Origin of the sequence: Streptomyces sp. Je 1-4 4N24 (genome assembly GCF_026239515.1) — a bacterium.
GTDB lineage: Bacteria > Actinomycetota > Actinomycetes > Streptomycetales > Streptomycetaceae > Streptomyces > Streptomyces nigrescens.
In genome coordinates this window covers 4,093,157-4,118,226 of sequence record NZ_CP110836.1, presented here as the reverse complement: position 1 = coordinate 4,118,226, position 25,070 = coordinate 4,093,157, and the positions used below count along the sequence as shown (strand labels likewise).

Annotated in this window: 20 protein-coding genes; 11 read left to right on the top strand and 9 right to left on the bottom strand. The window is 68.8% G+C overall.

The window, feature by feature from the left end; translation table 11 throughout:
* Nucleotides 1–10: 10 nt before the first annotated feature.
* The 6 genes from SLV14N_RS17650 to SLV14N_RS17625 form a co-directional block, all read right to left on the bottom strand.
* Entirely contained in the window at nucleotides 11–343 is a 333-nt protein-coding gene (locus SLV14N_RS17650; RefSeq protein WP_263270055.1) for a hypothetical protein, read from the bottom strand.
* A 199-nt stretch (nucleotides 344–542) separates the two neighbouring features.
* Nucleotides 543–1,961, bottom strand: coding sequence for a DUF6177 family protein (locus tag SLV14N_RS17645; protein WP_263270053.1), 1,419 nt, complete (start codon nucleotides 1,959–1,961; stop codon nucleotides 543–545).
* Nucleotides 1,962–2,043: 82 nt separating this feature from the next.
* Nucleotides 2,044–6,018 carry a type VII secretion protein EccCa gene (gene eccCa, locus SLV14N_RS17640; protein ID WP_263270051.1) on the bottom strand — a complete coding sequence of 1,325 codons (3,975 nt, stop codon included), beginning with the start codon at nucleotides 6,016–6,018 and terminating at the stop codon, nucleotides 2,044–2,046.
* A gap of 36 nt (nucleotides 6,019–6,054) precedes the next feature.
* Nucleotides 6,055–7,233 carry a MinD/ParA family protein gene (locus SLV14N_RS17635; protein ID WP_263270049.1) on the bottom strand — a complete coding sequence of 393 codons (1,179 nt, stop codon included), beginning with the start codon at nucleotides 7,231–7,233 and terminating at the stop codon, nucleotides 6,055–6,057.
* Nucleotides 7,234–7,285: 52 nt separating this feature from the next.
* On the bottom strand, nucleotides 7,286–8,626 hold the full coding sequence (eccD, locus tag SLV14N_RS17630; protein ID WP_263273203.1) for a type VII secretion integral membrane protein EccD: 1,341 nt from the start codon (nucleotides 8,624–8,626) through the stop codon (nucleotides 7,286–7,288).
* 175 nt (nucleotides 8,627–8,801) lie between these two features.
* Nucleotides 8,802–9,080 (bottom strand): hypothetical protein, encoded by a 279-nt coding sequence (locus tag SLV14N_RS17625; protein ID WP_263273202.1) that lies wholly within the window; start codon nucleotides 9,078–9,080, stop codon nucleotides 8,802–8,804.
* A 436-nt stretch (nucleotides 9,081–9,516) separates the two neighbouring features.
* On the opposite strand from SLV14N_RS17625, the gene SLV14N_RS17620 reads away from it, so the two are divergent.
* A complete protein-coding gene (locus tag SLV14N_RS17620; RefSeq protein ID WP_263270047.1) occupies nucleotides 9,517–10,110 on the top strand; it encodes a hypothetical protein in 594 nt (197 codons plus the stop codon).
* A gap of 1,208 nt (nucleotides 10,111–11,318) precedes the next feature.
* Nucleotides 11,319–11,552, top strand: a complete 234-nt coding sequence (locus SLV14N_RS17615; protein WP_263270046.1) for a hypothetical protein — start codon at nucleotides 11,319–11,321, stop codon at nucleotides 11,550–11,552.
* A gap of 42 nt (nucleotides 11,553–11,594) precedes the next feature.
* Here the strand turns inward: SLV14N_RS17615 and SLV14N_RS17610 are convergent, their stop codons facing one another.
* Genes SLV14N_RS17610 through SLV14N_RS17600 form a run of 3 tightly spaced genes read right to left on the bottom strand, consistent with a single transcriptional unit; the run spans nucleotide 11,595 to nucleotide 15,246 of the window.
* Nucleotides 11,595–12,821: an MFS transporter gene (locus SLV14N_RS17610; protein WP_263270045.1), complete on the bottom strand. Its 1,227-nt coding sequence runs from the start codon at nucleotides 12,819–12,821 to the stop codon at nucleotides 11,595–11,597.
* Complete coding sequence (locus tag SLV14N_RS17605; RefSeq protein WP_208681925.1) at nucleotides 12,818–14,083, bottom strand: ATP-grasp domain-containing protein; 1,266 nt, start codon at nucleotides 14,081–14,083, stop codon at nucleotides 12,818–12,820. Before SLV14N_RS17605 ends, SLV14N_RS17610 begins: the two co-directional genes overlap by 4 nt.
* Nucleotides 14,080–15,246, bottom strand: coding sequence for an ATP-grasp domain-containing protein (locus tag SLV14N_RS17600; protein WP_336298236.1), 1,167 nt, complete (start codon nucleotides 15,244–15,246; stop codon nucleotides 14,080–14,082). Before SLV14N_RS17600 ends, SLV14N_RS17605 begins: the two co-directional genes overlap by 4 nt.
* A gap of 372 nt (nucleotides 15,247–15,618) precedes the next feature.
* On the opposite strand from SLV14N_RS17600, the gene SLV14N_RS17595 reads away from it, so the two are divergent.
* The 9 genes from SLV14N_RS17595 (at nucleotide 15,619) to pssA (ending at nucleotide 25,027) form a co-directional block, all read left to right on the top strand.
* Nucleotides 15,619–16,668: an N-acetylneuraminate synthase family protein gene (locus SLV14N_RS17595; RefSeq protein ID WP_263270044.1), complete on the top strand. Its 1,050-nt coding sequence runs from the start codon at nucleotides 15,619–15,621 to the stop codon at nucleotides 16,666–16,668.
* A gap of 7 nt (nucleotides 16,669–16,675) precedes the next feature.
* Complete coding sequence (locus tag SLV14N_RS17590; RefSeq protein ID WP_208681921.1) at nucleotides 16,676–17,485, top strand: SDR family oxidoreductase; 810 nt, start codon at nucleotides 16,676–16,678, stop codon at nucleotides 17,483–17,485.
* Between the two features lie 34 nt (nucleotides 17,486–17,519).
* Nucleotides 17,520–19,436 carry a transketolase C-terminal domain-containing protein gene (locus SLV14N_RS17585; RefSeq protein ID WP_263270043.1) on the top strand — a complete coding sequence of 639 codons (1,917 nt, stop codon included), beginning with the start codon at nucleotides 17,520–17,522 and terminating at the stop codon, nucleotides 19,434–19,436.
* A 44-nt stretch (nucleotides 19,437–19,480) separates the two neighbouring features.
* Complete coding sequence (locus SLV14N_RS17580) at nucleotides 19,481–20,155, top strand: RraA family protein (protein WP_208681917.1); 675 nt, start codon at nucleotides 19,481–19,483, stop codon at nucleotides 20,153–20,155.
* A gap of 9 nt (nucleotides 20,156–20,164) precedes the next feature.
* The gene (locus SLV14N_RS17575; RefSeq protein WP_208681915.1) at nucleotides 20,165–21,070 is read left to right on the top strand and encodes an NAD(P)-dependent oxidoreductase; all 906 of its coding nucleotides are present in this window, start codon (nucleotides 20,165–20,167) and stop codon (nucleotides 21,068–21,070) included.
* Nucleotides 21,070–22,410 (top strand): D-arabinono-1,4-lactone oxidase, encoded by a 1,341-nt coding sequence (locus SLV14N_RS17570; protein ID WP_263270041.1) that lies wholly within the window; start codon nucleotides 21,070–21,072, stop codon nucleotides 22,408–22,410. The genes SLV14N_RS17575 and SLV14N_RS17570 overlap by 1 nt, the downstream gene beginning before the upstream one ends.
* Before the next feature lie 11 nt (nucleotides 22,411–22,421).
* Nucleotides 22,422–23,084, top strand: a complete 663-nt coding sequence (locus SLV14N_RS17565) for an HAD family phosphatase (RefSeq protein ID WP_263270039.1) — start codon at nucleotides 22,422–22,424, stop codon at nucleotides 23,082–23,084.
* On the top strand, nucleotides 23,081–24,070 hold the full coding sequence (locus SLV14N_RS17560) for a branched-chain amino acid transaminase (RefSeq protein WP_263270037.1): 990 nt from the start codon (nucleotides 23,081–23,083) through the stop codon (nucleotides 24,068–24,070). Before SLV14N_RS17565 ends, SLV14N_RS17560 begins: the two co-directional genes overlap by 4 nt.
* Nucleotides 24,071–24,187: 117 nt before the next feature.
* A complete protein-coding gene (gene pssA / locus SLV14N_RS17555; RefSeq protein WP_208681909.1) occupies nucleotides 24,188–25,027 on the top strand; it encodes a CDP-diacylglycerol--serine O-phosphatidyltransferase in 840 nt (279 codons plus the stop codon).
* The last annotated feature ends 43 nt before the right edge of the window (nucleotides 25,028–25,070 follow it).

The window sequence follows — 25,070 nt, the reverse complement described above, 5'->3', positions numbered from 1 at the left end:
AATCGGGCTGTCAGCGGCCCGAGAAGCGGGCCGCGTCGAAGTTCGCCGCGGACATCTGCGACCGGGCGTTGTCGGCCTGCTCCTGGTCGCCTGAGCCGAATGCCGTCTCCATGCCCGATTGGCCGCCCACAATCGCGGCCAGCGCACTGTTCAACGCCGACGTGATCTCGTCCGCGCGTGACTTGAACGAGTCGAATGCCGCCTTGCCCGACCCGTTGAACTTGCCCTCCAACGGCTGTGCTGCTTGCACGAGCTGGCGGATCAACGTCCCCAGCTCCGTGCTCGACCCCTGCGACTTCGACCTCAGGGTCGAGAGCGTCTGCGCCCCCATGTCGAACTTCATCGGGCTCCCCCCGCCAGACTTGACGATCGTATGTACGGTCATGCCTATCAACTGCGAAGTCCTTGGTGCAATCCGCAATCCCGATGCTATGACCAAGGTCTGACAACGGCTCAAAACAGCTAAGAGTCCACCTGCCTACCCATGCCTGCAACGTGATCGGTAGGGAGATCCTGCGCAGGTCCAGCCGGTCCAGGTGCTTTCACTCGCCTTTCAGATGCCGCACCAGGCGCTCGAAGTCCTGCCAGCCCGACAGGTCCAACGGGTCGCCCGGCAGCGGGTAGTACATCGCCGGGCGGGTCTTGGGGCCGAGGGGGACGGGCGGCTGGGCCAGGGGCGTGTTCCGGGCGCGGTCGCCGGGCATCTGGCGGACCTCCTCCGCGCCGAGCACGAAGGCCAGCGGGACACCGGGGCCCTCGAAGCGGGGCGGCACCGCCAGGTCCCGGTGGGCTTTGCGGATCTGGACGAGCATCGACAGGAGGCGGTGGCGGGTGGCGAGCACCTCCGCGGCCCGGGGCAGGGCGTCCACAGGCGGCTTCTCGTCGGGGCCGTAGCCGAACATCAGCGTGACGTCCTCCTCGACGCCCGCCTTCGTCCGGCTGACGCGCACCGTGGCGAGGCCCGGCCGGTCGGGGCTGCCGACGACCACGAACCAGGTCGGCTCGGGCGCCCTCTCGTAGGCGAGGTCGGTCATCTGTCGTGGCGACCAGGGGAGGTTGGCGGGTTCCGCGGTGCCCCATCCGGCTGGGGGCTCGCCGGTGAGTTCGCGCCATATCGACTCCAGTGCGCCGCCGAGGACAAGACGTTCGTCTGCGGGGTGGACCGTGCGGAACGTGACGGCCAGCTGCTGCTCACCGGTGTCGGTGACCTCCTGGTAGGAGGCGGCTACCGGGGTGCGGGGGTCGTCTGCGGTCGCGTCGGCCGCCGCTATGGGGGCGAACATGCCGTCCTGCCAGCGCAGGACGGCTCCGGACTGTCCGTCGTAGTAGCCGTCCCGCTCGTCGCGCACGACCCAGCGGGAGGGCCAGTTGCTCAGGCTGTGGCGTACGGCCGGGGAGAGCGTGGTTCCTGGTGGGGTGACGACCTGGAGGCCCAGCTCGGCGTTGGCGGCGGTCTGGAACGCGTCCTGGAGCCAGGCCGTCATGGCGACCACCGGGCGGTCCTGGATGACGACGGCGACCTTGTCGGTGAGGACGTCGACGGCGGGCTGCGCGGCGGCGGGCGTGGGCGCGACGCTCACACCGTCGGTCTTCACCACGGCCAGGGACTGCGCGGCCTCAGGCGGCCAGGCGGAGCCGTCGGCCAAAGCGGCCAGCCGGGCCGCGAAGGTGCCCGCGAGCCGCTCGGCTTCTTCCACACCGGTGGTGGCGCGGGCCTCTGTCCACCAGTACGGAAGCGGCGGCGGAGTGGCCCCGAGCAGCCGCTCGGCCTCGCCCGCGACCTGCACGAGCAGCGGTGCCTCGACGGAGACGAGAGGCCGTCCCTCCGCATCGCACAGTCGCACGACGGCGCCCTCGCCCGCCGTGTCCACCAGCTTGTCGGGGCCCCCGGAGAGCAGGCCCGCGAGCATGGCCCACGGGTCGGGCATGCGTTGGGTCAGGGCAATGACGTCCTTGGTCATGTGGTCGTCCGGTCCTTCATCGTTCGGGGCATGGATGCCGTACGTGGCGTGGTCCGCGCGGGCGGGAGAGCTCTCCTGTAGGTCACGCGGGGGAATACACGGTCTGGATCAGGCGGTTGGACTGGCCCCTGCGGATGAGGACACCGCGGCCCGGCGGCTGCCACGAGGCGTAGACGCCGGGGAACAATTGGCCTTCGCCGCGGTCCCCTGCCATGAGGAGCGCCGAAGATCCCGACTCGCGCAGGCCCTGCACCAGGGGCTCGTAGATGCCGCGTGAGGCGCCTGCCACGCGGCGCGTCAGGACGAAGTGGAGGCCGATGTCCACCGCAGAGGGGATGTACGGCAGGAACGGTTCCAGCGGTTCCTGGCCGGCGGTGGTCAGGATGTCGTAGTCGTCGACGAGGACCACAATCCGCGGACCGCCGCCCCAACTGCCCGGTTCCAGGTCCTCAAGGCGCGCGCTGTCATCGGGCAGCCGCTTCTCCAATACGCCGGCGATACCGGCGGCGAGGCCCGCGCACAGCTTGGCGTTGTACGCGTAGCCGCCGTTGAATTCCTCAGGGATCGCGCCGCGCAGACTGCGCCGCGGGTCCATGACGGCGAAGACCAGCTCGTCCTCGCTGTAGCGATCGATGAGGCCGGCGGCGATGGTCTTCAGCAGATTGGTCTTGCCGCACTCGCTGTCGCCCATGATCAGCAGGTGCTGGTCATGCTGGAACAGGTCGAGCAGCACGGGCTCGAGGGCCGCCTGGTCCAGGCCGATGGGCACCCGCTGGGGTTCGGCAACCGGACCCGGCAGGAGGTGAGGGTCCAGGAGGTGCGGCAGCACCCGCACCGGCTGGGCCACCTCACCGCTCCAGGTGGCGCGGATCGTCCGGGCCGCACGCTCCAGGACCGCGCCCATGTCCGCGGTGTCGGCGAGTGAGTCCGTACGGGGCAGCGCGACCTGCGCGAAGAGCTTGCCGGCGGTCAGGACGCGACCGGGTTCGTCGGGCGAAAGGGTCACTGCCAGCTTGCTGTCGATGCTGGACTCGCTGGGGTCGTTCAGCCGCAGCTCGACGCGGGTGCCGAAGTTCGACTGGACGGCGATGCGCACGTCATTCCAGCGCAGCATGCCCGCAACGACGTGGATGCCGTAACCGCCGCCGCGTTGGAGGATGTCGGCGACGGTGTCCTCCAGCTCTTCGAAGTCGTCGCGCAGCGCCCCGAAGCCGTCGATGACGAGCACGATCTCGGCGGAGGCCAGCTGGGGCAGCCGGCCCGCCGCGTGCAGGTCGCGCAGCTGCTCGACGGAGTCGATGCCGTGCTCGCGGAAGAGATTCTCCCTGACCGCGAGCATGTTCCGTACCTCTTCGACGGTGCGGGCTGCGCGCTCGCGGTCGGCGCGGCCCGCGATACCCCCGACGTGCGGCAGGCCGGCCAGGGCCGCCAGGCCGCCGCCGACCAGGTCGAGGCCATAGACGCCGACCTCCTGTGGGGTGTGGGTCAGCGCGAGCGAGAGGACGAGGGTGCGCAGGAGCGTGGTCTTGCCGGACTGCGGGCCGCCGATGACAGCGGCATGGCCGCCCGCCACCGTCAGGTCCAGGTACCACTGGCCCTGCCACTGCCTGGCCGGATCGTCGAGCAGACCGAGGGGTATTTCGAGCGGGCCGCGGCGCCCCGCGAGCTGCATACCGCGCGCACCGACGTCCAGCGGTCCGGCCACCGCGTCCAGCGTGATCGCATCGGGAAGCGGGGGCAGCCAGATACGGCGCACCGTACCGGCGGCGTTCACCAGCTGCTCGACCATGACGCCCAGCTCTGTCGGCCCCATCTCGCGACGCCGCACCGTCGGCTCCTGCGCGCCCGAGTCCTCGGCAGGGGAGAGGGTGTTGAAGGTGTCGTAGGGGAGGGCGAGGGGTCCGGTGTCCTCTTCGTCCGGGCGTTGCACGGGGCCGCGGTAGGCGCCGGAGACGTAGCTTGCCTTGAAGCGGTCGTAGTGGCTGGTGTCGACCTTGAGGTAGCCGAACCCGGGCAGCGGCGGCAGGTGGAAGGCGTCCGCGGTGTCCAGGACCGTACGGGATTCGTCCGCGGAGAAAGTGCGCAGGCCGAGCCGGTAGGAGAGATAGGTGTCCAGGCCCTTGAGATGGCCGCCCTCGATGCGCTGGCTGGACAGCAGCAGATGCACGCCGATCGAGCGGCCGATGCGGCCTATGGACAGGAACAGGTCGATGAAATCCGGCTTGGCGGTGAGCAGTTCACCGAACTCGTCGATGACGACGAACAGGTGCGGCAGCGCCTCCAGATCGGGTCGACGACTGGCGCGCAGCGCGGCGTAGTCACCGATGTCGGCGACGTTGCCCGCGTCCTTGAGGACCTGCTGGCGGCGCTTGACCTCACCGGCGAGCGAGCCATGGACGCGCTCGACGAGGCCGGCCTGGTTCTCCAGGTTGGTGATGACACCGGCGACGTGCGGCAGGTCCGCGAACGGGGCGAAAGTCGCACCACCCTTGTAGTCAACGAGGACCAGTGCGAGGTCCTCGGGCGGGTGCGTGGCCACCAGGGCGAGGACGATGGTGCGCAGGAGTTCCGACTTCCCGGAGCCGGTGGCGCCGACGCACAGGCCGTGCGGGCCCATGCCAAGTTCCGAGGACTCCTTGAGATCCAGGAGCACCGGTTCGTGGGAGTCGTTGATGCCGATCGGTACGCGCAGGAAGGCACGTTCGCCGCGCGGCGCCCACAGGTGCGAGAGGTCGAGCTGTGCCACGTCGTCGACGCCGAGCAGCTCGGCAAAGTCGACGGGCCCGGTCAGGGGAGCGTCGGCGAGCGACTCGGCGGACAGACGCAGCGGCGCCAGCATCCGGGCCAGGCCCTCGGCAAACGGGATACTGACCGTATCCACGGTCCCGTGGGCGAAGACCGGCTCCTGCGCGCGCAGGTCTTCGATGACCACCTGGTCGCCGTCCACGGTGATCCGGACACCGACGTGCCCTGGTTCCTGGACCCGCTGCTCCAGCAGATGCAGGACGGTGACACCCATCTCCCGCAGGCCGACCGCTTCGTCGGGACGCGGCAGGTCGACGGCGTCGTCCCCGTGTCCGTCGGCGACGACGAGCAGCCGGGACGTCATGGACAGCGCGTCGTTGCTGGACAGGCCGCGGCGCACCTCGGCCGCATAGGAGGCACGGCGGCGCAGTTCAGGGCCGAGCTGTCGGGCGAGCTGGGGGACGGAGGGAGCGATACGGCGAGCGGCGACGGGACCGTCCAGTTGCTCGCCATCGAGGAGATGCGGCAACCACTTCGCCCACTCCCAGTCGGCGAGCCGGTCGCCGGGCATGGCGAGTGCGATGGCCACGTCGTCCGGCGCGTGCATGGCAGCGGCCTGCACGAGCAGGGCACGCGCAACGCGAAGGCAGTCCTCGCGGGGGCCGATGACGCTGACGTTGCCGACGCGGTCGAGCGGGACGGTGAGGGGGAGTTCGGTGCCGGTGCGGAAGCGGGCCATCAGCGCCGACGCCTCGTTGAGCATGAAGCGGTCGGGCGGGGTAAGGACCGACGAGCCCTGCTGAGCGATCTGCAGATCGCGCACGGGCATCTCGCCCGTGCCGACGCGCACGCGCAGGAAGTCGCCGTCGACGCGGCGGCGCTCCCACAGACGAGCCGGATCACGCACGATGTCGTAGAGGGCGGGCGGCGGCGGGTTGAGGACGTCGGCGCGCTCGCGCCGCTGGCGCTCCTCGACGGAGAGCTCCTCGCGCAGGTCCTCCAGATAGGCGAGATACGCCTCGCGCTGGGTGCGGCGGGTGCGCTGGGCCTTGCCACGCTGCGAGAAGACGAGCGCGACGGAGCCGATGACGGTGACGACGAGGATGATCGCTCCGAGCCCGGCGAACTGGCTGTTGCGCACGACCGTCATCATCACCACGGACGACATGACACCGGCGACGGGCAGCAGCGACATCGCGATGTTGCCCGCCTTCCCCTCGGGGAGGTTGGGCGGGGCCTCGATGATGCGCGCCTCGGAGGCGACCGGAGGTCGGGTGGTCCGGGCCGGGCGGTGTATCAGTCGGGTACTCATCGTTGTCCGTCATTCACGATCGGGCTCGGCATCTGGTTAGTGATGCTGCTGGGAGAGGGAGAGCTGGAAGACGTCCGCGGCAAGGCGGGCAGCGGCTTCCCTGGTCGGGTGAGCCAGCAACTCGGTATGGACTGGGCCACCGGCTGCCAAATGCCGGTCATACGGCAGAACCTGGACACTTACCCCAGTGGACTTGAGCCTCTGGACCGCCTCATCGAGGTCGACTCCCGAGTGGGGCACCAATTCGGTGAGCACGACGACCGTGCCGGCGATCACATGTCGCGGCAGCCCCTGCATCCACTGGAGCACCGAGAACGTACTGGTGATGCCTTCCGGCGTGGCCGGTGTGGTCAGCACACGGCCATGGGCGGCGGCGAGTGCGACCCGGGCGACTTCGGCGGGCAGCGTCTCGCAGTCGATGACCATCACACCGAAGTAGCGGCGCAGCGCGACCACGGCCCGCTCATACGCCTGGCTGTCCAGCTTCACGCCGATCTGGCCCTGGCTCGCCGGCAGCAGCCAGGCGTTGTTGGGGAGCTGGACGAGATAGCCAGTGACGTCGAGCAGCGACATGTTCGGCTTGACGATGTCCGCGATCTCGCTGGTGGTCCAGCGTCGCGACTCGGTGCCGAGCCGCAGCGGCAGCGAGCCGAGCGCCGGGTCGGCCTCCAAGAAGAGGACTGGGTCCTGCCGGTAGTGCGCGTACGTGGTACCGAGCAGCGCGGCGACGGTCGACTTGCCAGACCCGCCCCGGATGGAGGTGACGGCGATCTGCCGCCCCGTCGTCACGGGCTGCTGCAGCACCGCAGCGGTGCGGGTGATCTCGGCGACCTCGCGTGCGGCTGACGAGGAGAGCGTACGGCGCAGGGCACGTGCGGCACGCGCCGCGAAAGGCTCGCCGTGCCGCGGCTTGCTGCTTAGCGTGTCGGCCAAGCCCTCGTCCACCACGGGCCGGGAGCCAGGTGGGCTGGGGGGATGGGGGCCCGGAGTGTACGCGGCCGGGGCCTGCTGCTCCTGCCCCTGGTACGGGTAGCCGGCCTGCTGCGGCGCGCCACCGCTATGGGCGGTGCCTGGCGCCTGGGCGCCCTGTGCGGGCAGGGCCGGGCCCGGCGCGGAAGCGGGGTACGCCTGCCCTTCGGGGTCCTGTGCGCCCTGGTGGGCACCGCCTCTCAGGTCGCGCAGCACGTCACCCTGCCAGCCGTCTCCGCTCGGCATGCCTGCCTCTCACCCCCAACTGCTGCCCCGCCTGCAGCGCCTGCACATCGATTCAGAACTGGTTGAGCAGCTGCCCGTACACACCGAACACACCAAACGCGAGGGGGAAGAGTCCCACCATGCCAATGGACTCGACCAGATCGCCCATGCGCCGCAGCCGCACCTGCACATGCTCGGGCACCTGCACCGCCAAAACGACCAACGGCAACACCGCAGCCACACACAGCACAGCCAGCGGCCCGACACCCCCCGCATGTTCCATCCACCACGTCACCAGGCGCACCACCAGGCACGACGCGGCGGCGAAGAGCGCAACAACCTCAGCGACCAGCGGGAACGCTCGCGCCCTCGACACCAGCACCACGACAACGAGGGCCGCCAGCGCCACGGTCCATCCGGTCGGCTTCTCGGCCAGCGTGAGCAGCCAGCCCGCGGAGGCTGCCGAAATCGCAGTGACGATCGTCGAGAGGGCAAGGCCGCGGTGCGTCGCCGCAAGCGCGGTACCTACCTGGTGACGGCTGACAGAGACGCCGCCCGAGCGGCGGTCATCGAGCGCGGTGAGCCCCGACGCCATCAGAGCCAGCCGCGGCAGCACACCGAGCACCACCAAAGAGAAGACAGCCATCACGGCACCGAGCCGGGCCGGATCACCCTGAACAGCGGCCACCACTTCCCACACGATGGCGAGCGTGGCAGTGGTCACCGCACCAACGAGCCCACCCTTGCCCAGCGGAGAGAAGTAGCCAAGGAACACAAGTGTCACGACCAGCGCGCCCGCGACGGCAGCGAGCCGCGCGGTGCCCGGCCAGCCGAACGCATCGGCGGCCGTCCACGCCGTAAGAACCCCAAGCCCGCCAGCAGCGAGTAGCAGCGCGGTCGCCAGTCCCCGATTCCCCCGCCCGACCTTGGCGACGAGCGCACCGGCCGCCAGGAGCACAGGCGATACAGCTGACAGAGCACTGACCAGGGCCCCAAGCGGGAACTCACGGCGGGCGAGCAGCGCGGCAATCACGGCGAAGGCGACGGTCGCCACACCCGCACTGGCCCGGCGCGCAGCAGGACGCCAGCGCCAAGCCCGCAAGTCGAGGTCGTCAGCCACCTGATCCGTGACGTCGTGCACAACGGGAGCAGGCGGCGCAGAATGCGTCGTCACGAGCCGGAGCACGGCGCCGTCGGATATCCCGGCCGACGCCAGCGTGCTGTCGTGCGGCAGGACGGAGCCGTCGGACGTAATCAACTGCCGAGCTACCGGCCGCGATGCGGGCCGATCGCCCAGCAACGGCAGGACATCCGGGATCAGCTGCCCTATCGGCGTGTCGGAGAGCAGGACGACATCGGCCCGGCGTCGCTCGCCGACCAACGTCACTCGGCTCAGTTGAGCCCGGGAACTCACTGCTCTGCTCACCACTTACCGGAACCTATCATCGCGGGGTTGACGAACTCTTTGACCAAGCTGGACACGCGTCCACCCAGGCCCTGCGTCAGGGAAGCCTTCTCCCGCCACGGGGAGCTCTTCCCGCATTCCCCAGGAATTCCGCCAACTCTGTCCGAATCCGATCCGTGGACTTCTAGGATTTCGCCGACCTCGTTGGCTGCCCGTACTGCTGCACCTGACGCTGCTGCTTCTCCTGCTCAGCCTTCTGAGTCGCCAGCGTGTGCTGAAGAAACGACCACCCCACGCACCCCGCACACAGGACAGCCGTGATCGCGATCCCCGCGAAGACCTTCCCCAATCGCTCGTCCGCGGTGCGACGCCCCCGCTGCGCACCGAACAACAGGGCATCCCGCATCCTGCGCCGGCGTACTGCCACCGACTCCAGCAGCTGACTGTCGTAATCCCGCGCCATGTCCTCGTCCGTCGCCTCAGCCGTCTGCCGCTTCACTCACGGTCGTTGAACCCTCTGCCATCACGGCCACAAGCTGGCCGCCATCCCGAGGTCCTCCCGCATGATGGCGCACTTCCGCGTCTGCCGCCGCGCAGTCGGCTCGTCGAGCGTCGTCATACGCCGTGCGAACGCTTCGTGGCTCCTCGACAGCGCGCATGGCCGCGTAAACTCAAGCGCCCTTTTCCACCTAAGATCTCGGCGCCCCCACCCCGTCCTGCAAGCCCCTGGTCATGGGCTCCAGCCTCTGGGAACAGGGGAGGCCGTCGACCTGCCGCGTCGGACGTCTGCCTTGGCCACGATGTGCCTCGGAGGATGAGCGAGGTTTGCGGTTCGGGGAGCAGCGTAGGGATGTGACGTCTGAGAGCTGTTGATGTAGCAGGGAGGGCAGTGTGCCGCCATGGATTCCGGCAGCCGAATAACGCTGATCGTAGGGGTAGTGACTGCCGCGGTGGCCTTGATCGGCTATTGGTCGAATCAGCACGTCAAACGCCGCGAGATCAAGATCCAGATGTATGCAGAGGCGCTGCAAGCGGTCCACGACTACGAAGAACTGCCCTACGCCATCAGGCGCCGGCAAGGCTCCAACGGCGAGGTGCGGGCAGCACTGGCCGGGAAGATGAGCGAGGTCTTCGCCAGGATCAACTATCACCAGACGCTGTTGAACATGGACTCGCCGGTGGTTGGCGAGACCTACGCCCGCTTGTTCGCCCGCACACGGCAGCACGGTGGGCCGCATCGCAAGGAGGCGTGGAACACGGCTCCGATTACATCGGACGAACAGATGCCAGGCGCTGCCTATTACCCCTACGACAACAGTGCTGAACTCAACGCATGCCTGCTTGCCATGCGGCGGGAGCTGACGCCCTGGGGATGGCTCCTGAGGACGAGTACGCGTCGACGTGTGCGGGCGTCGTTCGAGGGGCGTCCGCCGTACCGAGAACCAGAGTGGATGCAACAGCGACGGGGCCAAATCCTGAGTAATGAGGATTGAGTGCGAGGGTTCCAGCCCGGGGCTGTCTCCAGCGCTTCCGTAGTCCAGCGGTCGGCGTTCTGGGATGGTAAGGCGCGATGGTGACCCCGGATGCTGATCTTGTTCGATACTTACAAGAGCCCATCGTGTGGCGGCGTGGCGTCGCGGTCCGGGGCTGGAGTGTCACCAGACGCGACCAGGGGAGCGCAAGGGGAGCGCGGACGCCTTTGGACGGTGCAACACGAGATGCGAACAGCGGGACCGGGACATGTGCTCTGATCTGGGAAAACTGGATCAGGCATGACCACTCAGCACAGCCCAGCACGAGCACTAGTGTGCTCGTAATGCGTAGGTCTCGGGTTCGAATCCCGAAGGCGGCTCCATGGGAAATCGCAGGTCAGTCTTCTGACCTGCGATTTCTTTTTTATTGACCTTGGAATGTGTGCTCGATGGGCTTCTTTGGGTTGTGCGTGGAATGCGGAGGTCAGAGGTTTCACCCTCCGGGATCGGGGGCGCGTTGTTGATGTCGGATGAGGTTGCCGGCCTGCTGTTTCCTGGGGTGCTGCTGACGGATCGGTCGGTAGCCGCACGGTCAGGGTGGTCAAGGGGTGGTCGTTTGTGCAGCGGCGGTGTTCTGGAGGGGGCGGAGGGGCCGTGAGCGGAGGCTGGGAGAGGCTCTGTTTTTTGTGCCCAGTCGACAAGCGGCGGAGGACTGGGTACGTGCCGGCCTGCGGCTAGGCAGTTCAGACGCACCACATCACTCAGACCGGTGAGAGGAAGCCGCGGTGGAACGGGTCAGTGCGGCGTACACGGCTGCCGGGTATGAGGTTGAGGGCACTCAACAGGGCCCCACGTACTCACGGTTGAGCGTCACGGATCCGTCCATCGGTCATCACGGCAGGGGCGAGCTGGTCGCTGAGTTTCTGCACCGTCCGCCGGTTGAAGCGGCACCGGGGCCAGTTCTGCACAGGGACGACGTGGGCTGCGGGCAAGGCCGGAGCGTGGTTCAGCCGGGCCGAGGCAAGCCCTGAGCGACCTGGGTGCCGATCAGGTGGTCCTCTACGTGGACGACGATGAGCCTCCCGGCGGAGAACGTGACCGTACAGCGGCCAACGCCCTGTATGAATCGGCCGGGTTCATCGAGGTGGATCATTGTGGTCGTACACCCTGTACCGGGGCCTATAGGGGGAGACGCCACGCCACTCCACTCCGGTCTGGGCCAGGGCGTCATGGGGCACCTGGCCCGCGCCGGGAGCGCCGACTACGTCCTGCACCCGGAATCCGGCCATGTCGCCCTCGGCACCGCGCAGCTGGGGACCCTGGTCAACGTCTTTGTCCCCGAGTGCCTCGTCGCCCATTGGTGGGAGCATCTGCCGGACAACCGGACGGCGTTCCGTCTGAGGATCTCTCTGTTGTTCGTCCCTGGAGTCGCGGTGATGAACGTGCCGTGGCAGCTGCGGTAGGGGCAGAGGCCGGCGAAGTGCCCTGAAGGCCCGGACCGGCATTCAGGGGCAATTTGCGCTCGCCGCCGGGGCCGGTGATGTGAACAGTGAGGTGGCGTGGACGAGGGCGGCGAAGCCGGCGCTCACGGCGGCCAGGAGGAGCCAGAACTGGTGGTTCACTGCTCCGTGGTCGGAGGAGAGCAGCGCGGCCAGGGCATTGGCGGCGGCTCCGCCGATGGCTATGGAGGTGCCGATGAAGCCGAAGGCCGTGCCGCGGTGTTGTGCCGGGACCGATGCGGCGACCTCACTGTCGATGCAGGGGTCGATCAGGACCTCTCCGACGGAGAAGAGCAGAATGCACACCACAAGGCCGGCCATCGTCCCCAGAGAGGCGGCCGCGAAGCCGGTCGCCATCAGCAGGAGTGCGCCGGAGATGACCAGCGCGCCACTGCGGATACGGCTGACGGACCGGTTCAGCGGCACCTGGAGCAGCACCACGGCGACCGCGTTGACGGCGAACAGGACACCGACGAACGACGGGCTCTGCACGCTTCCGGTGAACACCGGGAGCGCGTACTCGAGTTGGATGTAGCAGAAGCCGAAGGCGAAGGCGCAGAGCATGATCCATGCGAGCTTCCGGGTGCCCTTGGGCCGGTGTCCGGGGGCGGCCGGGGAGTCCTCGGTGGTCGAGGCGTCCGTCGTTCTGCCGATAGCGGGCAAGGCGCGCAGCCGCAGCAGGATGACGGCCAGGACCACGAACACGGCGCTGGTGACGATGAAGCTGACCCGGGCGTCGGCGAGGAGCAGCAGGAGGCTGCCGGCGAGGGGGCCGAGGGCGTTGCCCGCGTTGTTGGCGGTGCTGCGCAGGGCGAACACGGTCCTGAGCTGTTCGCTGGTGCCCAACAGCTGTACCAGTGCCGACTTCGAGGCCGGTACATAGACCGCGCCGCCGAATCCGAGGAGCGCGCAGGCGGCGACCACCGGCACGGGACCGGAGGCGGCCAGGAGAAGGAGATACGACAGGGCTCTGACCAGCAGCCCTCCGCACATGGCGCCCACCGCGCCGAGACGGTCGGCGATCCAGCCTCCCAGCAGGGTCAGACCCTGCTGGGACCAGAACTTCACCGTGATCGCCACGGCCACCACGGCCGGGCTGAGGTGCTCTTCCCGGGTCAGGAAGACCGCGAGGTAGGGAAGGACGAGGTTGCTGCCGAACGCGACCGCGAAGTTGCCGCTCAGCAGCAGCAGACAACCCGGCGTACGTCCGGCGGTGCGCAGCGTGGTGATCACGAGGCGCTGCCTGCCCCGGTGCCGTCCGTGGCGGGCCGGATCACCGTGGAGCGCTCGAACCACGCCAGGGCCTCGGCGAGCGCCGTCTCGACCTCGCCGCGGGTACGGCCGGTGGCGAGTACGGAACCGATCTTCTCCACGCTCAGCCGGGCGGGTTCGAGCACGGTTCCCGGTTCGGCGTGTCTGCTGTACGTGTCGATGCCGGGCACCGGGCAGGTGTCGGGGATCGTCACCAGGGTGCCGACACGGGGCGGGAACAGGGAGAGGCCGGCGATCCGCTCGGGCACGGCCGGGACGGCGGCGGGGGCGTTGCCGCTGAGGGAGCGGACGTAGACCTCGGGCAGGGTGATGCCGAAGCCCAGCTGCAGGACGTGCTCGATCATCCCGCCGCCCATACGGCTGGCGACCTCGTTGAACACGAGGCGGCGGTCCGCGTCGAGGAAGACCTCGGCGTGGAACATGAAGGTGTCCGGGACCGGCAGCGCGGCCAGGGCGCGGCCGGTGAGTTCCCGTACGGGATCGAGGAGCGGGTCGTCGGCGTCCAGCAGACAGCTGTGCAGCGCCTGTCCCTGCTTGATGTCCAGACAGGTGCTGTCGCCCTGGGTCGAGGGCCACATCAGGCGGGTCTCCCCGGCCACGACGATGCCGTCGACGTGCAGCAGCTCGTGCTCGATGTACTTCTCGGCAAGCAGCTGGGCTCCGTCGTCGGTGCCGAGGTCCCGGTGGGCGGCGAGCAGGGATTCGACGTCCTGCAGGTCGTGCAGGACGTGTACATCCATGGAGCCGCCGCCGCGCCGGGGCTTCACGACGACGGGGAAGCCCTGTTGCCCGACGAATCCGAGCAGGTCCTGGAGGTTCGCGACGGGGGCGTAGGGGGCCAGCGGAATGCCGGCCTCCGCCAGGATGTGCTTCATCATGAGTTTGTCGCGGAAGGCGGTCGCGCTCGCGACGTCCTGGCCGGGCACGCCGAACAGCTCACGCAGGCGCGCGGCTCGGAGGATGTCGAATTCCGACAGCGCGATGACGCGGTCGACGTTCCATTTCCGGTGCAGTGTGAGGGCCCGGCTCTCCACCAGAGGGTTGAAGTGGAAGTCGTCGATCACCTCCACATGTGCGTATCCGCCGAGTTGGGCCGAGCGCACGTCCGGTTCGGCGGAGACGGCCGCCGCGTCGGTCAGCAGGATGGCCTCGTGATCGGTGCCGAGCCAGTCCGGAAAGGGACGCCCGGTGAGAGGGGTCCGGTTGAGGACCAGATACCTCATCGGACCTCCACGGCGATGGCGTCACGGAACTCGTGGAACGCCGCCTCGACGGCTTCGGCGGTGGCGGCGGAGAAGACGACATGTCCGTGGGCCGCCGAGGCATGGGGCGGTACGAGGACCTGGTCGCCGGGCTGCCCGTAGAGCATGATCTCGCTGACCCGGTCGTCGGCCTCGACCCGGTCGAGACCCGCCACGCCGACGAGTTCGCCGGCCCGCTCGGCGAAGAAGAGGTAGAAGCCGGTGGGCCTCGGCGGGCCCGCCATGTCCAGGCGCGGCGCGCGGCCGGTCGCGAGGTCGAGCTGGGCCTCGACCATGTCGATTCCCGTGCTCAGGAGGACGGACTGGTAGACCGGCCCGCCACCCAGGCGTGCCGCCGTCTCCAGGATGTACGGCTCGCCGTCCGCGGTGATGCGGAACTCCGTGTGGGTGGCGCCGGTGGTGATGCCGAGCGCCTCATGAGCAGTGCCGACCGCAGCGGTGATGCGCCGGACCAGTCCGTCCGGGAGCCGGGTGGGGGTCGTGTAGTAGACCTCTTCGAAGAAGGGGCCTTCCATGGGCAGCGGCTTGTCGTGGACGGCCACGATGCGGGTCTCACCGTCGACGACGAGTGACTCGACGCTGATCTCGGACCCCGGGACGTATGCCTCAAGGAGCAGGGCCTCGTCGTACTGCGCGCGGGTGCGGGTGTGTAACGGGTCGTGGGTGAAGCCGGTCCAGGCGCCCCGCTGCAGCGGCTCGAAGTGCTCGGCCAGCTCGGCGTCGTTGTCCACCCGGCGTACGTACTTGCTGCCCCCGCCGATCAACGGCTTCAGGACCAGCGGGTATCCGAGCTCCGCGGCACCCTTGACGGCCGCGTCCAGGTCCGTGGCGAGCTGGAATCCCGGCTGTGCGAGGCCCGCCTGTCCGAATGCGGAGCGCATGGCGTACTTGTCACGCGCGAGGTACGCGGCCTTTTCGCCAATGGACGGAAGGCCGAGTTCCGCAGCCACCGCGGCTGCCGCGGGAACGCTCTGCTCGACGAACGTCACAATGCCGCGTACGGGTTCTTCCTCCGCGGCGATCAGCGTGCGAACCGCTGTCACCGTCTCTTCGATGCTGGTGGTATCCGCGGGGACGACGCAATCGACGTAGGAACTCTCCCAGGTGGCGTCTTTCATGATCATCAAAAGGCGCTCACCGTGTTCCCTGGCGTAGTCCCTCACCCTGGCCAGGTGCTTGCGGCGACTCAGATTCCTCGTGTGCAGCAGCAGGATGCTCACAGTGTCATTTCTCTCAATTGTTGGTGGGACACGCCACGCTGAAGGCTGCGAGAGCCGGCCCCCCGGTCGCTTCAGCGGCTACTCGTACTCAACTCAGGCATGGGTCGCCATCATCATCAACTGAGCCCCCGTTGTGGTCAGTTGCGGTCAAAATAATAGACGCCGCGCTCGATCAGACCATGTTACCGTTCAGGCGGTCAATCGCTCGGGGGAGGGAGATGTCCGCTTTTTGACCCCCTCTTCCGCGCTGTCGTGCAAGTAGGGGGATATCTGCTCATGACCCACAACATGACTATCGGTGACACCTTAATCACTGACAGCTCGGGGGCCTATGTCATCGCCGAAATCGGGCACAATCACGGCGGTGATTTAGAGAAGGCGGCCGAACTCGTCCGCATGGCCGCGGAATCCGGTGCACAGGCAGCCAAGCTGCAGAAGCGCGATAACAAGGCGCTGTTCACCAAGGCCATGTACAACGAGCCCTACACGAGCCGGAACAGCTTCGGTGCCACTTATGGCGAGCACCGTGAAGCCCTGGAGTTCGGCGTCCGTGAGTACCGTGAACTCGCCCAGCTCGCACGAGAGCTGGGAATCGATTTCTTCTCGACCGCCTTTGACTTCCCGAGTGTTGACTTCCTCGCTGAGCTGGGTGTTCCCGCCATCAAGATTGCTTCCGGCGATCTGACCAACACCCCCCTGCTCGCCTACGCGGCCAAGACCGGTATTCCGCTCATCGTGAGCACCGGTGGCGCGGACATGGACGAAGTCCGCCGGGCCGTCGACACCGTCGCTCCGATCAACGACCAGCTGGCACTGCTGCAGTGCACCGCGGCATACCCCGCCACCCCGGAGGTGCTGAACCTCTCGGTGATCAGTACCTACCGGGAGGAGTTCCCGGACGTGGTGGTGGGGCTGTCGGGCCATGACGTCGAGACCGAATCGAGCGTGATCGCCTACACGTTGGGCGCCCGCGTCGTCGAGAAGCACGTCACCCTGGACCGCGGCCTGCCGGGCAGCGACCACCACTTCTCCCTGGAGGGGAGCCATCTGCGGGAGCTGGTGGACAGCCTGGAGCGGACCCGTCGCTCCCTGGGGAGCCCCGAGAAGCGTCAGCTGCCGGTCGAAGCCCCCGCTCTGCGCAAGATGGCCAAGAAGCTCGTGGCCGCACGCGACCTGACTGCCGGTCATGTCCTCACCACCGAGGACATCGCCATCAAGTCTCCCGGCGACGGCCTGCGTCCGTATCTGATCGACCAGGTCATCGGCCGTCCGCTGTCGGTGGCGCTGGCAGCCGACGACGCCATCCAGTTCACCGACCTCGGCTGAGCGTCCCGTGAGCACGCACATCGACCTCACCGGTCAGGTTGCGGTGGTGACCGGCGTCCTCGGCCGCTTGGGCGCGATCTGGACGGACGCGCTGCTCGGCGCGGGCGCCGTCGTGGTGGGCCTCGACCGCACCACAGTGGTTCCGGAGGAGTTCCAGGAGCTGCTCGCCCGTCGTCCGGCCGGCCGCTTCCATCTCCTCGAAGCGGATGTCACGGACACCGAGAGCCTCCGCACGGCACTGAAAACGTGCCTGGCCGAGGTGGGTTCCCCGACGGTCCTCGTCAACAACGCGGGGATCGACCAACCGCCGAGCGCCACGGGCGGCAGCTGGCTCTTCGACGACATTCCCGCCGAGGTCTCCGAGGCCGTCCTGAGCGTCAACGCTCTCGGGGTGCTCCGGGTCTGCCAGGTGTTCGGCTCGGAGATGGCCCGTAACGGAGCCGGTTCCGTCATCAATATCGGTTCCCTGTACGGCAGCATGGCGCCGGACCCGCGTCTGTACGAACATCTGCCGCAGGACCCGCCCTTCCTCAAGCCGCCGGCCTACGGCATGTCCAAGGCGGGGGCCGCGGCGCTGACCCGGTATCTCGCGGCCCTGTGGGGCCCCAGGCGGGTACGGGTCAACACGCTGTCGCCGGGCGGAGTGCTGGGCGGCCAGGATCCGCTGTTCCGGGGCAAGTTCAGCGACCGTGTGCCCCTGCGCCGGATGGCCGACGCCTCGGATCTGACCGGCCCTCTTCTCTTTCTCGCCTCGGACATGAGCAGCTACGTGACCGGCACGGAGCTGCTGGTGGACGGCGGCTACGTCTGCTGGTGAGGCCCGGCCCGCCGCCCGTACTTCTGGAGAAGTCATGAACACCTCTCTCGCCTGGCTGCCGGCCGACGAGTTCACCCGCATTCTTGAGGGCATCGGCGATGTGCACGAGCGCAGTCGCGCCTTCGCTGACGCCTCCCGCATCAACACCCTCTACAGCATCGTGCGAGCCGGGTCCGGCCACCTCGGGTCCAGTTTCAGCGCGGCCGACACGGTGTCCTGGCTGCTGCTGCAGGAGATGCGGTCGCCCTTCGAACCCGGTGGAGACATCTACTTCTCCTCCAAGGGCCACGACGCTCCCGGCCTCTACGCCTCCCTGATCGGGCTCGGCGCGCTGCCCGAGGAGAAGCTGCACCAGCTGCGCAGGCTGGGCGGGCTGCCGGGGCACCCCGATGTGAGCATCCCGCACATGCACGCCAATACCGGTTCTCTCGGTATGGGGATCTCCCGGGCCAAGGGCATGATCCTCGGCGACCGGCTGGCCGGTGCCAGGCGCCGGGTCTACGTCCTGACCGGCGACGGAGAGCTGCAGGAGGGCCAGAACTGGGAGGCACTGGCGGGTGCGGTCCGCCATGGCATGGGCGAACTGACCGTCATCGTCGACCACAACAAGATCCAGTCCGACACCTGGGTCGCCGAGGTGAGTGATCTGGGCGACCTGGAGGCGAAGTTCAGGTCCTTCGGATGGGGCGTGCTGCGCTGCGACGGCAACTCGGCGCAGGAGCTGGACTCCGCCTTCCGGCTGCGGGAGAAGGAGCACGCCGGGGTTCCCGCCGTCATCATCGCCGATACGGTCAAGGGCGCCGGAGCCGCCACCTTCGCGGCCACGTCGATGCCCGAGGGCGAGTGGCGCTACCGCTTCCACAGCGGCGCCCCGGCCCGGGAGGACTACCTCAGGGCACACGGGGAGCTGGTCGCGTCGCTGGACGCGCTGCTCGGCCGGCACGGACTGGCCCCACTCGCGTTCTCCCGGGCCGACCTCACCCTGCCCGTCAAGCCGTCGGGCCCGCAGCTCCCGCAGGTCTACGGCCGTGCCCTCGTGAACCGGGCGCTGGCCGACGAACGGATCGTCGCCCTGGACGCGGACCTGGTGCTCGACACGGGTCTGATCCCGTTCTCCCAGGCTCTGCCGGAGCGCTTCGTCGAGTGCGGTATCGCGGAACAGGACATGGTCTCGATGGCCGGAGGTCTGGCCTCGCGCGGACTGCTGCCCTTCGTGCACTCCTTCTCCTGCTTCCTGCACGCCAGGCCGAACGAACAGATCTACACCAACGCGTCGGAGCACCGGAAGATCGTCTACGTGGGCTCCCTCGCCGGCCTGATTCCGGCCGCGCCCGGCCACTCCCACCAGGCGGTGCGGGACATCAGCGCGCTGGGCGCGGTTCCCGGGCTGGTCGTCCTGGAGCCCGCCAACTCGGCCGAGACGGAAGCGGCCGTCGACTACTGTGCCGACGCCGAGTCGAGCACCTATCTGCGGCTCGTCAGTACTCCGGTCTCCGAGGAAGCCGAGGCGCTCGGCGCCGAGCCGCTGACGCTCGGACACGGCCGCGTCGTGCGGGCCGGCGGCAGGACGGTGGCCATCGGCTCCGGGCCCATCGTGCTGACCCAGCTGCTGCGGGCCGCCCAGCTGCTGACCGCGGAGGGCATCGAGCTCACCGTGGTCGCCCTGCCCTGGCTGAACCGCGTCGACTCCGCCTGGCTGGCGGACCTGGCCGCCGGGGCCGACCAACTCTTCGTCGTCGAGAACCACTACACACACGGCGGACAGGCGGACCTGATCGCCCGTTCGCTCCTCGAACTCGTCCAAGAGGGCCTGCCCGCCTTCACCGGAATCGGTCTGACCGAGGTGCCCGAGTGCGGCACCGAGGCGGAGGTCCTCGACGCCCACGGACTGAGCGCGAAGCGGCTTGCCGAGCGCATCCAGGAGCGCGTCCGCCGCGGCGCGCACCGCTGACCGACAGACCAGAGAGCCGCCCACCACCAGAAGAGGAAACAACCATGGAAACCGTCTACAACGAGCTGAAGCGGCCCCCGCAGGAGATCATCGACGGCTTCCGGGAGCTGCTCGCCGAGTACAGCCCCAGCTGCGTCGTCACCGATGCCCAGCGCCGTGTCGGGGCCATCGGTGGCTTCCAGGTGATCCGCAATGATCAGAAGATCGCGGGCCCCGCCTTCACCATCGACCTCTCGATCGACGACTGGGTCAACACCCTGCCGATCCTGTCCCGGGCCAAGCCCGGCGACGTCATCATCATGGCCTGTCACGGGCTGGCCACCACCGCCATGTGGGGCGGCCTCACCGCGACGGTCTCCCACAAGTTCGGTGTGGCCGGGGCCATCATCGACGGCGCCGCCCGCGACGTCGACGAGATCCGCGACATCGGCTTCCCCCTCTGGTACCGCACCACGTCCCCGCGGCAGTCCCCCGGCGCCGTACACGACCGCATCGAGCCGGTTCAGGTGAATGTCCCCGTGTCCGTCGGCGGCCAGGTCATCTTCCCCGGCGACATCATCGTGGCCGACGAGAACGGCGTGGCCACGGTGGCGTCGGAGAAGGCCAAGGAGGTGCTGGAGAGCGCCCGCGGGGTGGCGGCCCGTGAGAACGAGATCCGCGACCGCATCAGTTCCGGCGCGACCGCCGCCGACCTCCGGGCCGAGTTCGGCAACCTCTGAGGAGAAGCCATGCGCCTCTACATAACCGGTGCCGACGGCAGCCTCGGCAAGGCTCTGACGCAGGAACTGAGCGCCGACCCCCGCACCGCCGACTGGACCGTCCAGGGCGTCTCCGTCACCGACTTCGACATCGGTGACGAAGCGGCGGTCCTGGCGTCCGTCGAGAGCTTCCGGCCGGACATCGTCCTGCACCTGGCGGCCATCTCCATCGTGGCCCCTTGCGAGACCGACCCCGGGCTGGCCCTGCGCGTCAACGTCTCCGGAGTCCACCAGGTTGCAGAGGCCTGCCGCCGGGTCGGCAGCAGGATGGTCTACATCTCCAGTGACTACGTCTTCGACGGCGCCGGCGCGCCCGAGGACGGCTACCGGGAGACCGACGTCCCCAACCCCCTGAGCGTGTACGCGCTCACCAAGCTCGCGGGCGAGCAGATAGCCGCCCATGTGCCGGAGCACCTGGTGGTCCGTACGTCCTGGCTGTTCGGCGGCGCGGCCGAGAACAACGACGACGTCCTGGCCACCATCCGGGCGGCCGAGCGCGGCGAGCAGCAGAAGCTGATCGACGACCAGTACAGCAGGCCCACCTACACCGTTGACCTGGCCCGCGCCCTCATCCACCTGATCACGCTCGAAGAGTTCCCCACCGGCACGGTGCACGCGGCCAACGAGGGCCGGGCGACCCGGTACGAGCTCGGGGCGTATGCGCTGAGTCAGTACGACCCCAAGCTCAACGCGGACCACCCGCCGACCGCGATCTCCTTCGACGAGTGCGAGTTCGTCGGCGGCAGGCCCAAGTTCTCCGCCTTCAACACCGACCGGCTCGCGGGCCTCGGCTTCGCGATGCCCGACTGGCGGGACGCCGTGAACCGGCACTGCGCCGTGCTGCCCCGCCCGGCCACCCCGGAAAGGACCATGTGATGAGTCAGCGGACCCCCGCGCGCCCACGCGCCATGACCCGGTGGCGCAACTGGGCGGGCTCCGCCGAGTGCGTACCGCACCGTCTGGTCCATGCGACCGACGAGGGCGACCTCGTCGACGCCGTACGGTACGCGGCGCAGCGCGGTCTGACGCTGCGCGCGGCCGGGACGGGGCACTCCTTCAACCCCATCGCCACGACCAGCGGGGTGCTGCTGGACCTGACCGGCTACACCGGCATCGTCGCCCTCGACCCGGCGGCGCCTTCGGTGACCGTGCGCGGCGGCACGCTGCTCAGAGAGCTCAACCAGTCCCTGGACAAGGCCGGTCTGGCCCTGTCCAACATGGGCACCCTGGAGGAGCAGACGATCGCGGGCGCCATCTCCACGGGCAACCACGGCAGTGGACTGCACCACCGTCCCTTCTCCGGACAGGTCCTGGCGCTGACCCTGGTGACCGCCGACGGCACCGTACGCGAGTGCAGCCCCGAGAAGGACCCGGAGCTGTTCCAGGCCGCGGTGACGTCCCTCGGCGCGCTGGGTGTGATCTCCACGGTCACGCTGCGATGCGTCCCCAAGTTCCACCTCAGGGTGACCGAGGGCAGTCAGCCGCTGGAGAGCATTCTCGAGGACATCGAGGCGTACGCCGGAAGTGCGGAGCACGCCACCTTCTCGCTCAAGGGCTGGAGCGACAACGCCTCGACCCTGAAGCTGGAGCCCAGCGAGGAGCCGGTCTCCGCGGACGCCGCGCAGCGCCGGAGGGCCAACACCCTCGGCGAGGTGCGCTGTGCCACGGCCGGCCTGGCGGGCCGGATCGACCAGCGTGCCGTGCAGCGGATCATGACGGCTCAACTCGGCGGCGATGCGGGCCCCGCGGACTACGTCGACGTCAGCTACAACGCCTTCACCTTCCCGCAGCCGGTCAAGTTCCTCTCCCTCGAATACGCCCTGCCGCTGACGAGGGCCACCGACGCGGTGCGCCACGTCCACGAGGACGTCAAGGCTTTCGGGCTGCGCACCCCGTACTCGATCACCGTGCGCTTCGGCGCCGGTGACGACTTCCTGCTCAGCCCGGCCCAGGGGCGTACGACGGCATATGTGAACATCACCGTTCCGCGCACTGTCGGCTACACCGAACTCCTCCGCGTCTTCGAGGCAGCGCTGCGGGAGCACGAGGGGCGGCCGCACTGGGGCAAGGCGCACACGGCGACGGAGGAGACGGTCTGCGGTCTCTACCCGGGCTGGAAGGCGTTCCAGGACATCAGGGCCGAGCTCGACCCCGACGGCATGTTCACCAGCGACTACCTCCGGCGTGTCCTCGGCGGCACGCGTCGCGCGCGCTGATGCTCACGGAGATGCCCGCGGACACGCTCCTGCTGGACTTCGACGGTCTCATCTGCGATACGGAGCGGGCCGCGCACCGGTCGTGGGAGCTGCTCTACGACCGGCACGGCCTGGTCTTTCCCGACGAGGTCTGGAACGCGATGGCCGGTCGCGCGAGCGGGGAAGCGTACGCCGCGCAGGACCTGTCCGGGCGACTCGGCCGGGCCCTGTCCGCAGCGGAACTGGCCGAGCGCCGCGCGGAGAAGGCCCGGCTCGCCGACGCCGAACCGCTGCGGCCCGGTGTGGCGCGTCTGCTCGAAAGCGCCGCGCTGCGGGACATCCGGTGCGCGGTCGTCTCCAGCTCGGACCGGCACTGGGTGCTCGGCCACCTGGAGAGGCTGACGGTGCGCGAACGGTTCGCCGAGGTGGTCACGGGCGAGCAGGTCGAGGCCCGCAAGCCCGCCCCGGACCTGTATCTGCGCGCCCTCGGCCTGCTGGGGGCGGGGCCGGAGACGAGCCTTGCTGTGGAGGACTCCGCGGTCGGGGTGGCGGCGGCCAAGGCCGCGGGGCTGAGGTGCGTGGCGGTACCGGGGGCGCGGGGCACGCGCCCCGCGGTCGCGGCGGCCGACCTGGTTCTCGACAGTCTGGAACAGCTCGATGTTCCCCGTAACACAGCAAAGGTGGCATCCGCATGACGACGGAACAAGAGCTCGGCGCGGCACCCATGTCGATCATGGATTCACTGGTGCGCAACGACCGCGGCGGCCCCAAGTGGCTGTGGCGCAGCGGCAGTCTGGTTCCCTGGGCGGACGCGCGCATCCACGTCAACGCCGTGGGGCACGCGTCGGTCGCCTCGGTCTTCGAGGGCATCAAGGCGTACGTGTCCCACGACGGGAACCGGCTGCTCGCCTTCCGGCTCGATGAGCACCTCAGGCGTCTGTACGAGTCCGCGCGCCTGGTCAGGATCGACATCCCGTACGGGGTCGAGACCCTGCGCGACGCCGTGATCGAGGTCCTGCGCGCGAACGAGTACCGCGAGGACGTCTACCTCAGGCCGTGGGCCTTCCCCGCGGGCATCGTCCAGGAGCAGATGGTGCCGGCCGGTGTGACCTGCGAACTCGTCGTGGACAGCTGGACGTTCCAGAGCGGCCTGGGCACCGACCGCGGTTGCCGCGCGGCGGTGAGTTCCTGGACGCGTATCAACGAGGCCTCCATGCCCCCGCGCGTGAAGGCGTTCTCGAACTACCACAACGGCCGGCTCGCCATGATCGAGGCGCGGGAGAACGGCCATGACTGGCCCATCCTGCTGAACGAGCGAGGGAAGGTCAGCGAGGGTCCGGGGGCCTGTATCGCCATCGTCCGTGACGGTGTGGTCTCGACGCCGTCCACCACCAGCGGGATCCTCGAAAGCCTGACCCGTGAGACCTCGATCACCCTGCTGCGGGAGCTCGGTCACACCGTCGTCGAGCGTGAGGTCGACCGTACGGAGCTGTATCTGGCGGACGAGGTCTTCTTCATGGGCACGGGGTGGGAGATCCTCCCGGTGACCTGGGTGGACGGCCTCAAGGTGGGGGAGGGGGAGGCCGGTCCGGTGACCCGTGCGCTGGATGCGGCGTACCACTCCGTGGTGCGGGGCCGTTCTCCGGAGCATGCAGACTGGTTGACCGAGATCCCCTTCTGATCGTCCAGGGGCCGGTGCCGCACCGCGGCATCCGGCCCGGCTGTCGGTCCCGGCGGACCGCTGGGATGATGCTCGCCACCGTCGACCGGCAGTCACACACGCGCGTAGGAGAGAGCTTTGCCCACTACTGATCCTGAGACGTCAGCATCTTGGGCCGAGGAAGCGCCCGAGGACGCGGCTCGCAGGCCGTCGCCTTCGAGACTGTCGGTCGCCGATGTGCTCACCCTGGGCAACGCGGTCTGTGGCTTTTCCTCGATTTACTTCATCACCACATCCGTCCTGGTTCCCTACCTCACGGAGGGCCGGGGTGACGGCATGGTGCGCCACGGCGCCGCCACCGCGGTCATGCTCATCCTGATGGCGTCGCTCTTCGACCTGTGCGACGGGCTGGTCGCCCGCAGGTTCCGCAGTTCGGGCATGGGCGCTGAGCTCGACAACCTCTCGGACCTGATCAGCTTCGGTCTCTCGCCCGCCTACTTCGTGGTGGTCTGGGGCCTGGTCAATGACAGCTCGCATCTCGGGCTGGTCGTCGCGGCCGCCGTCGCCGTGCTCCTGGGCGGTCTTCTGCGGCTCGCGCGCTTCTCCATCACGACGATGCAGGACGGCATGTTCCAGGGCATGCCGATCCCCTTCGCCGCGCTCACGGTGGTCTCGATCGTCCTGCTCGAACTGCCCTTCGCGGTCACTCTGGTCGCCGTGGTCGGTGTCGCCTGGCTCATGGTCAGCCGGGTCGAGTACCCCAAGCCCACGGGCAAGCTGGCGATCGCCGCGGTGGGGTGGGCAGCGGTCAACATCGGCTGCCTGGTCGCCTGGGCCGCCGATGTTCCGGGCGCCGAGACCCTCCTGGTCACCGGCTGCGTGCTCCAGCTCACCCTTGCGGCGGTGCTGCCGCTGTTCGCCACGGTGCGCCGCATCAACACGGCGCGGCAGGCGTTCGGCCGGGGCAAGGCAGCCTGACAGCGGCCGGTGGGCCCTGCCGGCGGAGCGGCGGGGACCCCGG